Raw genomic sequence first — 11,018 nt, 5'->3', positions numbered from 1 at the left:
GACCAGCACCTCACCCAAGGAGTGACATGTCCGTCCTCAACACCGAGATCGACGCCCTCACCGGCGGCCCCGCCGACCTGGCCCAGTACCGCGGCAAGGCCGTACTGATCGTCAACGTCGCCTCCCAGTGCGGCCTGACCCCGCAGTACGCCGCCCTGGAAAAGCTCCAGCAGCACTACGCGCCGCGCGGCTTCACCGTCCTGGGCGTGCCCTGCAACCAGTTCGTGGGCCAGGAACCCGGCACCGCCGAGGAGATCGCCGCCTTCTGCTCGACCACTTACGGCACCACCTTCCCCCTGACGCAGAAGACCGACGTGTACGGTGCCACGCGCCACCCGCTCTACACCGAACTCATCGACACCGCCGACGCCGAGGGCTACACCGGCGAGGTCCGCTGGAACTTCGAGAAGTTCCTCGCCGCCCCCGACGGCACCGTCGCCGCGCGCTTCGCACCCCAGACCGATCCCGGTGCCGAGGAGGTCACGACCGCCATCGAAGCCGTCCTGCCCCGCTGACAGCCGCACACCCGCCGACGGCCCGTGCCCGCTCACCCCGGGCATGGGCCGGTTCGGCCTCCTCCGGTCTCCTGTCCTGCACGAACACGGTGATCACATACCGTCCGAAGAAACGGGCGAACTCCGGCTCGCCCTCCAAGAGCGGGTTGAAGTGCCGCCCCCTCCGCCCCGTACGCGGTACGGGTGCGCAAAAGACGGCAGACTCCGCGGGTCGCGGCGAGTCCAGGACATAGCGGTCGCACACCGCGCCTGCCTGGTAGCCGCCGTCCCGCCGCCCGCCGAGCACGAGGAACCGCAACGTGCCTCGGACGCCGGGGCGACGCTTGAGGCTACCCGGGCCGGGCGGCACGCGAAGCGCCTGTTCGAGGCCGTCCACGAGTACACCGGCACGGGCCTCAGCAGCAGCGCGATCGCCCGTGAGCTCGGCCTGAACCGGCGCACCGTCCACAAGTACGCCCGCGCCACCAGCCGGCAGGAAGTAGTGCGTCACCCCCGGCTCCGCCCGCCCACAGCTCACTCGCCCACCTCGACTACCTGCAGCAACGCTGGGACGAGGCTGAGCACAACGCCAGGGTCCTGCACCAGGAGTTGATCGCCAAGGGCTACCGCGGCCACTACCAACGCGTCAAAGTCGCCGTCGCACCCTGGCGCGAGACGAACGGGACGCAGACCCCGCCGACCCGTGCGTCTTCGCCCCTCCAGGTCGCCCGGTGGATCATCACTCCGCCCGAACGCCGGTCCGTGGAGGCCCAGGAACGGCTGGGTCTGCTGTTCGCGCACTGCCCGGAACTTGTGCACGTCCACGAGCTTGTCCGCGAGTTCGCCACCGTGGTCGACCAGCGCGACGCCACCGCGCTGCCCGGCTGGCTCACTCGGCTCGCCACCTGCGGACATGCGCCCCTGGCGGTGCTGGCGAAGGGCATCCGGGAGGACCAGGACGCGGTGGCTCGCGGCATCACCACTCCCTGCAGCTCCGGGATGAATGAAGGTCGTGTCACGGACGTGAAGCTCCAGAAGCGGATTGTGGCCGGTCGCGCCGGCGTCCCCCTGCTACGGCAACGCGTCGTCCTGATCGCGCACTTGAGGCGACGCTGCACCAGCAGGGCGGCGCCGCCGGGGTGATCTCTGCCTGCGAAAATCTTGCCGGAGCCACGTTCACGTGTACGCCGACATTGCTGCGCCTGGTGTATCGCTTGATCGCCTTCAGACGAGTCGTCTCATCGCTCCGAGGCGGAGGCCCGTCGTACTCAGGGCCCTCGGGGGGTGTCAGGTGTTGGTGGGGTCGGTGTCGGGTGGGTCGGGCAGGTGCAGGTTGTCGTGGACGATGGCGTGGGCGAGGGTGGTCAGGTCGGTGTCAGTGGTGTGGGCGTGGGCGCGCAGGAGCGCGAGGGACTGGCCGGTGGTGAGGGTGTGGCGGTAGCTGATGATGCCGGTGGCCTGGTGGACGACGGCGTCGGCGGGCAGGAGCCAGACGTCGGTGAGGTCGTCCTCGGCGGGCCGGGGGACGGCCAGGAGCAGCAGTTCCGCGGCGTCGGTGTGCAGCTGGGCGGTGTGCAGGTCGGCTGCGGAGAGCGGGCCGGGCTGGTCGCGGTAGAGGGTGAGGGCCAGTCCGGACTGCTGTGCGGGGTCGGGGCCGTTGAGGGCGGGCAGGGCGAAGGCGGCACGGATGTGGTGGGCCAGGGCCTGCTGGGCGTAGACGGGCCACTGGCGTGTGGTGTGGGAGTCGTCGAGGTCGTCAGCGTGGACCGGGGTGCCCTGGTTCAGGGCCTGGACGCAGGGGCCTTCGCCGAGGTTGATCTGAAGTCTCTCGCCGTGGGTGGCCAGGGGACCGGCGGCGCACAGGGACGTGCGTTGGGCCAGGGCGGCGTCGACCGCCAGCGTCAGGCCCACGGAATAGACGTCATCCAGGGCGGTGCGGCAGGCTTCGCCGAGGTGCCGGGCGGGGTGGGGCTGGCCCACGTGGCGGGAGGCCAGGGCGACGGCTTCCGCCCGGGGCCCGCTCACCGCGGGCTCGGCGCACAAGTGGGCGGGCGTGCAAGGGGGGCGGGCACTCATGAGGGTGTTCCGATCTCCGGCATTCACCGCCGATGCTGCCCTGACCGGAAGCCAATGTCAGAAGTGGTGGACGAGCACGTCACCTTCAGGCAGCTACGCCTCCACCCTACGCCCCGGGCAGGCGTCCCACGGTGTTTACGGGCGGCCGGTGGCCGCCATTCTCCGGTGGTTTCCGGTCTCTGACCTGTTCGCGGCATCGGGCACGTCCTTTCGGGTATGCGCAGCCCCGGACAGCAGGGTGGGGGTGCCCCTAGGCTGATGGCCGGCGGAGTGCGTTCCTGCGCCGCAGAGGCCGTTTCCGGCTGTGGCTTGCTGGAGGTGGGACGGGTGGATGCCGACCGTGACCTGGCTGCCGTGCTGGAACATCTGGCCCCCACCGGAGCCGATACGGGTCTGATCGGCGTTGATCCGCACGTGTGCGCCCGGGCGCTGGATGTGGACGGCGTCGCCGTCTCCGTGCTGGCGGACAGCGGCCTGAGCGAGGTGCTGTGGTGCTCCGACGGTGCCAGTGCGCAGTTGGAGGAGCTGCAGTTCACGCTGGGGCAGGGGCCGGGCCCGGAGGTGGGGGTGTGCTGTGCGCCGGTGCTGGTGCCGGACCTGGCGCGGGTTCCGTCCGGGCGGTGGCCCGCGCTGCTGCCCGAGGCCGCGGCGCTGGGCATCGGCGCGCTCTTCTGCTTCCCGCTGCACGTCGGTGCCGCGTGCCTGGGCACCCTGACGCTGCAGCGCGCGGCGCCGAGCCCGCTGGCGGACGCCACGATGACCGACACGTGGCTGGTGGCCAACGCCCTGACCGCCGTTCTGGTGGAAGGCGGTCCGCAGCTGGCTGCTTTCGCGGACGGGGGCGGGGACTTCTACCGGGCCGCTGTCCACCAGGCCAGCGGCATGGTCAGCGTGCAGGCCGGCGTGCCCGTGGCGCAGGCGTTGCTGCGGCTGCGCGCCCATGCCTTCCGTCACGGGCGCCCGGTGACAGAGGTCGCCGGGGACGTGGTGGCCCGCCGGCTGAGCTTTCGAGATGATGAAAACGGGCCGGCCACTGCCGCCGGCGGAGGGACTGAAGGGCCATGACACGTGAGGAACAACTACTGGCGGCCATGGTCGAGGCCGTCGACACCCTGGTGGACGACTTCGACCTGATCGACTTCCTGCACCAGCTGTGCGACCGCTGCAACCAGCTGCTGGACGTGACGGCCGTGGGCGTCATGCTCGCCGACCCCGACGGCAACCTCCAGGTGATCGCTGCCTCCGACGAGCACACCCGGCTGCTGGAACTGTTCGTCCTGCAGACCCACCAGGGCCCCTGCGTGGAATGCCACCGCAGCGGCACCGCCCGCCTGAACGTCGACCTCGCCTCTGACGTGCAGACCGCCGCCTTCCCGCGCTTCGCCGCCCGCGCCCGCCAGGCCGGCTACGCCACCACCCACGCCCTGCCCATGCGCCTGCGCCAGCAGACCGTGGGCGCCATGAACCTCTTCGACACCCGCGAACAGGACCTCAGCGCAGCCGACGCCCGGGTGGCCCAGGCCCTGGCGGACGTGGCGACCATCGCCATCCTCCAGCAGCGCAGCATCATGTACGGCAACGTCGAGCGGGCCCAGCTCCGCGCCGCTCTGTCCAGCCGCATCGTCATCGAACAGGCCAAGGGCATCCTCGCCGAACGCTGGAACACCGACTTCGACACCGCCTTCGACGCCCTGCGCCGCCACGCCCGCGCCCACCAACTGCGCCTGACCCAGCTGTGCCAGCAGGTCACCGACGGCACCCTCGACACCACCACCGTCCAGCGCCCCTAACCCGCCACCCGGCCCGGTAACCGCCCCAGACCCCGGCGGGAAGGACGTGCCCCTCCCGCTCTGCCGGCGCATACCCCGCAGCAGGGACACACCCATGGACCACGACCATCACACCGCGGCGTGGCAGCGCGTGAGCGCCGCCGTCCTCACCGACGGCCTCACCCTCACCACCGCCTGCCGGGCCTGCGCCGACGACCTGGACGCCGACTTCGCCGGCACCACCCTGATCACCGCCGGAGAACTGCGTCTGCTGGCCGGCGCCACCGACGAGCGCGCCCGCCTGGTCGAGGACGCCCAACTGGTCACCGGCGAAGGCCCGTGCATCGACGCCTACAGCCACCGTGAACCGGTCGACGTCACGGACCTGCAGCACGCCCACGGCCGCTGGCCCGCCTACGCCCCCACCGCCTGTGAACAAGGAGCCCGTAGCGTCCTGGCCCTGCCCCTGACCTTCGGCAGCCGCACCATCGGCGCCCTGGACCTCTGCCGCTGCACCCCTACCCCCTTCACCCCCGAACAACAAGCGCGGGCCGGCGCCTACGCCCGCATCATCACCCTCCTCGCCCTGGACGAGCACCCGGACCTGCTCACCACCCGAAACCGCCCGGCCCAGCCCGGCCCCCAGGGTTACCCGCCCAGCGTCCACATCGCCGCCGGAATCCTCGCCGCCCGATACGGCCTCACCCCCAACGACGCCCTCGCCCGCCTCCGCGCCCACTCCTTCCGCCACAGCCAGCCCCTCCTCCACACGGCCCAACACGTCCTCACCCACCAAAGCCTCGACTAGGGCCTGAGTGATGTTGTGATCAGTCGGCGGTCTCCGGTGCGCCGGTAGACACGCTTGCCGCGGCAGGAGCAGGTCTTGTCCGCGGCAACCGCGCCGGGTGGTCGGGCTGCCGCCCGGCCGGCCTTCCACCCCGCCCAATGACGCACTCGTGCCGCTGGCCGGGCCGGTCCTGCCTGGAACCAGGCTGGCCGCCACTGCCACTGGTTCTACGGTCCGTACAGGCCCTCACACCGGGCCGCTGGAGGTAGCGCCTGTGGCGGGTGGGAGCCGGGCAGCGGCCGGAGGAGGACCCGCTGCCGTCCGCGACGACCGTCGGCTTTTCGTTCGCATGGCTGGCGGCGGCCGTCCGCAGCCGCGGCTCCGGTGGCCGGTCGGCGCCTTGGCTGGGGTGTTGTGCGGTGCGGCCTCATGTATCTGCCGGATCCGGTGCGCAAACGCGGGGATCGTCGGCTGTGGATTCCTCGGTGGTGCCCGGCGTGTAGAACAACTCGATGACGTCGTGCACCTCGATGTGCCGGTGCCAGTGGCCCTTAGCTTCGCTCTTATCACCAGCGATCCTTTACCGCCGGTGATAAAAGCGAAGCTAAGGCACGATCGTGAACTGGCCGGCCGTCAGTGGCACGCGACAGTGGTCGGTACCGGTGAGGATTTCGAGGGTGACACTGCCCTCCAAGACCATTAGCAACTCGTCGGTGTCGGGGTGCAGTTCCCAGTCGGACTGGTCGAGCCGGTCGCCGTAATACACGCAGAACGGGGCGCCGTTGAACGGTGCGAGTTCCCGGAAGTCGAACGGTGCGAGTTTCCTGGCGACAGCGAGGGGATCGTGTTTGTTCATGTCCCCACCCTCACAGCCTTAAGAGGGTGTCCTACGTGGTGAGGTGGGCAGGTCTCTCGTATGGTGAGCAACCGTTGGGGGTGGATCGTCCCGGGCGGGTTATGGGAGATCACCCGGCCTCTGCTGCCGCCGCCGCGTCTGCGCCCCCAGGGCGGCGGAACTGCGAACGTCGACGATGAGGCGGTGTTCGCCGCGATCGTGTACGTGCTGGTGTCCGGGCGCGCCTGGAGGGCCCTGCCACCGTGTTTCGGCGTCTCGAAGTCCACCGCTCACCGCCGCTTTTTGATCTGGTCCAGGGCCGGGGTGTGGGCCGTCTGCATCAGCGGGTTCTCGACCGGCTCGCCGGCCGCGGTCTTCTCGACCTGACCCGCCTGGTGCTCGACACTGCCCACGTGCGGGCGAAAAGGGGGGGCGAACTTACAGGTCCGAGCCCCGTGGACCGGGGCCGGCCCGGTTCCAAGTTGCACGTCTTGTCCGATGCGGCCGGGCTGCCCCTCGTGGTCGGCCTCTCCGGCGGCAACACCGCCGACAGCGACGGTTTCAAGCCGATGATCGGCGGATATCAATCGAAACACGACCCCGCACGTGGGCGGAACTACCCGGTGGGCAAGGTGCATGCCGACCAGGCATACGACCGCCCGCACCTGCGGCGATGGCTACGGGGACGGCGCATCGCGGTCTGCATCGCCCGTATCGGTAGGGAGCCCAGCGACCGGCTGGGCCGTCACCGGTGGGTGATCGAACGGACGCTGGCCTGGCTGTCCGGCTACCGCAGACTCAGCCCCCGCTACGAGCGCGACCACCGCAACTACCTGGCCTTCCTCGGCCTCGCCGCCACCTTGGTCTGCCACAAGCGCCTTGCCCACCTCACCACGTAGGACACCCTCTTAAGGGGGCCGGTCTTGTGCGAATGGTCCCTGATCCGCCCACGCGATGCCGTCCACCGCCAGCCCTGGGTCACCGGCCAGGACCGCCGGAGTCACTCCGGTGAACGTCCTCACCTCCCGATGGAGATGGGACTGGTCGGCGTAACCCCGCGACCCGGGCCGCGCTCGTGCCCGCGGCCAGGTGGTGGGCGGCATGGTCGAAGCGGACCAGCTTCGCAGCGCGCTTGGGAGAGCAGCCGATCTGCGACCGGAACCGGGACCACAGGCGCTTTCGGCTCCATCCGACCTGGAGGGCCAGATCATCGATGCGCACCCGGCCGCGGCTGACGACGATCCGGTCCCAGGCCCGGGCCACCTCCGGTGCCACGCACGGCCCCGTCTCGCATCGCCGGGCGAGCAGGGCGTCGGTCAACACGAAACGACTCTCCCACGACGGGGCATCCCTCAGTCGCTCCCGGAGCAGTGACGCGCCCCGGCCCCACAGATCATCGAGGGCTGTCACGGCGTGGTCCAGGTCCGCCGGGCCGGCGCCCAGCACGGCACGCGCGACCACCGGGGACAGGTGCACCTCCACGCACTCGATGTTCTCGCCGCGCGTACGAAGCTCGCCGAGCGCGAGCCCGGCGACGAGGCTTCCCCGCTGCTGCCGACCCATGACGTCGACGAGCCAGCCCTCACCGAACTCCACAACCAGCGTGACGGCCGGGTGCGGGAGCGCCCGCAGATCGGCCGGGCCCGTGCCCCGGTCGCGGAAGCCGGCCATGCTGACACCCGCCACCCGGCTGGGCCGCGACGGCCGCGCGACATCCCACCCAGCCACAGCATCCTGCTCGTGCGCGGTGGATCGCGTCTGCCCATACTACGTGCCGAAGACCGCCGGAACATTTGTCCAAGAACCAGCGTGCGGGGACGGTGACAGTGGAGTCATGCGTGCTGCCACAAGGCTTGAGAAACGAATCCGGGCGGCGGAAGAGCGCGTCGCCGCCACCTACGGACTGACGATGACCGAACACCCCATCATGCTCGAAGATCCGCCGGTCCGACTACGCGCCCTGACCACCGGCTCGGGTACACCCGTGCTCCACGTCAACGGTCTCTCGGTCCCGGCCATGGGCTTCGCCCCCCTCTCATCGCCCAACTGCCCGGCTACCGCCACGTCCTGCTCGACCTGCCCGGGCACAGTCCCGCACCGCCCTACCGCTGGCAGGGCCGACCCGTTCGCGACCTGGCGGCCCGTGAACTGACAGGAGCGCTGGACGAGCTCGGACTCCAGCAGGCGCCCTTCATCGGCAGCTCCCTGGGCGGCTTGTTCACTCTGTGGACGGCGATCGACGCACCGGCTCGCATATCCCGGGCAGCGATCACCGGCACGCCCGCGACAGCACTGCCCACGCTCCGCGGAACCGCTGCGATGGCGGCACGGGCCTCCCCGGTACGCGGCCCACGGTATGACCAACGACCTGCTCGACCTGCACCGCCTCCCACTCCGCCTGCCAGGGCAGGCAGCCTCCTACCGTGCGCTGCTACGCCGCCTGATGCACGGACGCGCCGCACGTCGGGAGAACGTCCTCACCGACACCGAACTGGCCGGTATCACAGCGCCGCTGCACTTCATCTGGGGCGAACAGGACGTGTTCTGCTCCCCCCAGCGGGGGCGGCCAAGCGTGGCGAAAATCCCCCAAGCACAGTTGGCGGTCGTGCCCGGCGGCCACAACCCCTGGCTCGAAGACGCCGCCGGTTGCGCGACGCCGGTCCGCTTCCTCCTCACCGGCGCGCCGAAAACATGACACACAGATGCTGGGCGGCACCCGAGTGCCGTACGAGGCGTACCGCAACGCAGGTGACCTCTACACCGGGGTTCTGGCACGTGAAGCGTGAAGCGGTGTCTGACCGTGGCCCTTGTAGGGCCCCGCAGCGCTTTGCCGGCCGTCCGCTGAGGCCGATCGGAAGGATCAGCTCGTAGTTGTGGCGGAACCACTCCGCGTTCAAGTCCACGGCGGTGGTCTTGTCCACGGCCTTGTAGGCCAGGTCGGCGGCGGACTGCTGCTCGGCTTCGCACTGGGCTTCGCGGTCCTCGCCGTACCGCTGCTGCACCTGGTGACCGACGCGTTCTGGTCCCTGCCGCTCGTCCAGTGCGCCGGCATGGTGCTGCTGACCGGCTACACCGCGGTGGCAGCCGCCGTGAACGCCGAAATCTTCCCGGCCCGCGTACGAGCCGCGGGCATCGGCTTCCCGTACTCCCTGACGGTGGCCCTCTTCGGCGGCACCGCCCCCTACGTGGGCACCTGGTTCAAACAGGCCGGCCACGCGAACCTGTTCCCCTGGTACGTCTCCGCGCTCTGCCTCATCTCCTTCCTCGTCTACCTGACCCTGCCGGAAACGGCGAAGCAGAGGCTGGATACCTGAATCGGTGGTGCGCACGGGCCGTCCGTCGCCCGTGCGCGCCGCGGACGGCCGGCGCGCCGTCATCGTCACGGGCGTGCTCTCTACGGGCGTCCGGGGCTGCGCGTCATGCGCGGAGTCCGGTGAAGACGAGCCCGGCAACCAGGGCGCCGGCGACCGTTCCGGCGATGGTCTGGGCACGGGTGTGATCACGCAGTTCGACGCGGGACCAGGCGATGACGGCGACGACCGGCACAGCGAGCCATACCAGCGGCCCGCACGCGGTCGCGAGGAAGGCGAGTGCTCCGGCGGCGACTGCGGTGTGCACGCTGATCTTCCCGGCCACAGCACCAGCGGGGGCCTCAGCCGCCAGGAGCGACCCGCTCGGGACCGGCGGCGTCGAGTGCATCGAGTACTGCGCCGCCGTTCGCCCTCGCCCACTCGGTCAGCACGTGGATCGGATCGATCAGCGTCGCCCCGAGCGGGGTGAGCTCGTACTCGACGCGCGGCGGCACCTCGGCATAGGCGTGGCGGCGGATGAGTCCGTGCGCCTCCAGCCGTCGCAGCGTCTGGGTGAGCATCTTGCGGGAGATGCCGCCGATCAGCTCGATCAGCTCGCCATGGCGCACCGGGCCCTTGCTGAGGCCGTAGAGCACGACCACCGTCCACTTGTCGGCGATCAGCTCGACCGCCAGCCGCGCCGGGCAGTCGGCGAGAAAGGGATCACCGGGACCGAAACCGCTCATGGCGCCAAAGGTACCTGCTGGTTCCTATCGGATACCTAGTCTGAGTTCTCTCCCCCTTTTCACAGGTTTTCCAGGCCAGGAGAGTCATGCGAGTCATCACCCAGCAGACATTCGGCGGTCCCGAGGTGCTCACCGTCGTGGACGCACCCGAGCCCCGGCCCCTCCCGACCGAGGTTCTCGTCCGCGTCAAGGCGATCGGGCTGAACCCGCTGGAGGCGCTGCTGCGCGCCGGCGAATTCCCGCTGATCGGCCGGCCGCCGTTCGTCCTCGGCTGGGACATCAGCGGCGTGGTCGAAGAGGCGCCGCAGACATGGCGGTTCAGGCCCGGCGACGAGGTGTTCGGGATGCCGCTGTTCCCGCGGGCGGCGAGCGCGTACGCCGAGGTCGTCTCGGCGCCGGCGTTGCACCTGGCGCGAAAACCGGCGTCGCTCTCGCACGTCGAGGCGGCGGCGCTGCCGGTCGTGGGGCTGACGGCGTGGCAGGGCCTCGTCGACCTCGGCGGCGTGACCGAGGGAGACCGTGTTCTGGTCCACGGTGGTGGTGGCGGGATCGGCCATGTCGCGGTCCAGATCGCGAAGGCGCTCGGCGCGCACGTGATCGCGACCGCCGGCGGGGGCAAGCGCACCTTCGTCGAGGAGCTCGGCGCCGATGAGGTGATCGACTACACGGCGGCCGACTTCACCGGGGCGGTCCGCGACATCGACGTCGTGCTCGACACGATCGGCGGCGACACCGTCGAGCGGTCGCTCGAAGTGCTCCGCCCAGGCGGTCACCTGGTGACGGCGGTCGCCATGGGGGACGCGGCGCTCGCCGCCAAGTACGAGGCGGCCGGCATGCGCTTCAGCGGCATAGCGGTCGACCCCGATCCGGTCGCCCTGCGAGGTCTCGTCGAACTCGCCGAGCAGGGCAGGCTCCGGGTCCACGTGCAGGAGACGTTCCCGTTCGAGCGCGTCGCCGACGCGCATCGGCTGCTCGACGGCGGCCACCTTCAGGGCAAGCTCGTCCTCACCGTTACCTGACC

General features: G+C 70.5%; 12 protein-coding genes and 3 pseudogenes. 10 read left to right on the top strand and 5 right to left on the bottom strand.

Annotation, left to right across the window (positions count from 1 at the left end; translation table 11 throughout):
• Nucleotides 1-26: 26 nt before the first annotated feature.
• Both ACZ53K_RS29655 and ACZ53K_RS29650 read left to right on the top strand, forming a co-directional pair.
• Entirely contained in the window at nucleotides 27-515 is a 489-nt protein-coding gene (locus ACZ53K_RS29655; protein WP_468842370.1) for a glutathione peroxidase, read from the top strand.
• A 588-nt stretch (nucleotides 516-1,103) separates the two neighbouring features.
• On the top strand, nucleotides 1,104-1,637 hold the full coding sequence (locus ACZ53K_RS29650; protein WP_468842368.1) for a transposase: 534 nt from the start codon (nucleotides 1,104-1,106) through the stop codon (nucleotides 1,635-1,637).
• Between the two features lie 144 nt (nucleotides 1,638-1,781).
• Here the strand turns inward: ACZ53K_RS29650 and ACZ53K_RS29645 are convergent, their stop codons facing one another.
• A complete protein-coding gene (locus ACZ53K_RS29645; protein ID WP_468842366.1) occupies nucleotides 1,782-2,570 on the bottom strand; it encodes a GAF domain-containing protein in 789 nt (262 codons plus the stop codon).
• A 327-nt stretch (nucleotides 2,571-2,897) separates the two neighbouring features.
• Here ACZ53K_RS29645 and ACZ53K_RS29640 point away from each other — a divergent pair, with 327 nt between their 5' ends.
• The 3 genes from ACZ53K_RS29640 (at nucleotide 2,898) to ACZ53K_RS29630 (ending at nucleotide 5,147) form a co-directional block, all read left to right on the top strand.
• Entirely contained in the window at nucleotides 2,898-3,635 is a 738-nt protein-coding gene (locus tag ACZ53K_RS29640) for a GAF and ANTAR domain-containing protein (protein WP_468842364.1), read from the top strand.
• A complete protein-coding gene (locus ACZ53K_RS29635; protein ID WP_468842362.1) occupies nucleotides 3,632-4,360 on the top strand; it encodes a GAF and ANTAR domain-containing protein in 729 nt (242 codons plus the stop codon). Before ACZ53K_RS29640 ends, ACZ53K_RS29635 begins: the two co-directional genes overlap by 4 nt.
• 94 nt (nucleotides 4,361-4,454) lie before the next feature.
• Nucleotides 4,455-5,147, top strand: coding sequence for a GAF and ANTAR domain-containing protein (locus ACZ53K_RS29630; protein ID WP_468842359.1), 693 nt, complete (start codon nucleotides 4,455-4,457; stop codon nucleotides 5,145-5,147).
• Between the two features lie 583 nt (nucleotides 5,148-5,730).
• Here the strand turns inward: ACZ53K_RS29630 and ACZ53K_RS29625 are convergent.
• The gene (locus tag ACZ53K_RS29625) at nucleotides 5,731-5,982 is read right to left on the bottom strand and encodes a cupin domain-containing protein (protein ID WP_468842357.1); all 252 of its coding nucleotides are present in this window, start codon (nucleotides 5,980-5,982) and stop codon (nucleotides 5,731-5,733) included.
• 60 nt (nucleotides 5,983-6,042) lie between these two features.
• Between ACZ53K_RS29625 and ACZ53K_RS29620 the strand changes: the two genes are divergently transcribed.
• A protein-coding gene (locus ACZ53K_RS29620) for an IS5 family transposase (protein WP_468842354.1) occupies nucleotides 6,043-6,860 on the top strand; the annotation gives its coding sequence in 2 pieces (ribosomal slippage) (nucleotides 6,043-6,292 and nucleotides 6,292-6,860; 819 coding nt in all).
• Nucleotides 6,861-6,869: 9 nt separating this feature from the next.
• On the opposite strand, the pseudogene ACZ53K_RS29615 reads toward ACZ53K_RS29620, so the two are convergent.
• Nucleotides 6,870-7,632: pseudogene (locus ACZ53K_RS29615) on the bottom strand (helix-turn-helix domain-containing protein).
• A 366-nt stretch (nucleotides 7,633-7,998) separates the two neighbouring features.
• Here ACZ53K_RS29615 and ACZ53K_RS29610 point away from each other — a divergent pair.
• From ACZ53K_RS29610 to ACZ53K_RS29600, 3 genes and pseudogenes are all read left to right on the top strand, one after another.
• Nucleotides 7,999-8,268, top strand: a pseudogene (locus ACZ53K_RS29610) (alpha/beta fold hydrolase); the annotation flags it as partial.
• Between the two features lie 49 nt (nucleotides 8,269-8,317).
• Nucleotides 8,318-8,656, top strand: a complete 339-nt coding sequence (locus tag ACZ53K_RS29605; protein ID WP_468842351.1) for an alpha/beta fold hydrolase — start codon at nucleotides 8,318-8,320, stop codon at nucleotides 8,654-8,656.
• Nucleotides 8,657-8,906: 250 nt separating this feature from the next.
• Nucleotides 8,907-9,275, top strand: a pseudogene (locus ACZ53K_RS29600) (MFS transporter); the annotation flags it as partial.
• Between the two features lie 103 nt (nucleotides 9,276-9,378).
• Here the strand turns inward: ACZ53K_RS29600 and ACZ53K_RS29595 are convergent.
• Both ACZ53K_RS29595 and ACZ53K_RS29590 read right to left on the bottom strand, forming a co-directional pair.
• Nucleotides 9,379-9,579: a phosphatase PAP2 family protein gene (locus ACZ53K_RS29595; protein ID WP_468842349.1), complete on the bottom strand. Its 201-nt coding sequence runs from the start codon at nucleotides 9,577-9,579 to the stop codon at nucleotides 9,379-9,381.
• Nucleotides 9,580-9,613: 34 nt separating this feature from the next.
• Nucleotides 9,614-9,997, bottom strand: a complete 384-nt coding sequence (locus ACZ53K_RS29590; RefSeq protein ID WP_468842346.1) for a winged helix-turn-helix transcriptional regulator — start codon at nucleotides 9,995-9,997, stop codon at nucleotides 9,614-9,616.
• Between the two features lie 86 nt (nucleotides 9,998-10,083).
• On the opposite strand from ACZ53K_RS29590, the gene ACZ53K_RS29585 reads away from it, so the two are divergent.
• On the top strand, nucleotides 10,084-11,016 hold the full coding sequence (locus tag ACZ53K_RS29585) for an NADP-dependent oxidoreductase (protein ID WP_468842343.1): 933 nt from the start codon (nucleotides 10,084-10,086) through the stop codon (nucleotides 11,014-11,016).
• Nucleotides 11,017-11,018 lie beyond the last annotated feature (2 nt).

The sequence above is a fragment of the Streptomyces sp. NPDC033221 genome, assembly GCF_055577005.1.
Note: the sequence above shows the minus strand (reverse complement) of the source record. Positions and strands in the feature narration are given on the sequence as shown.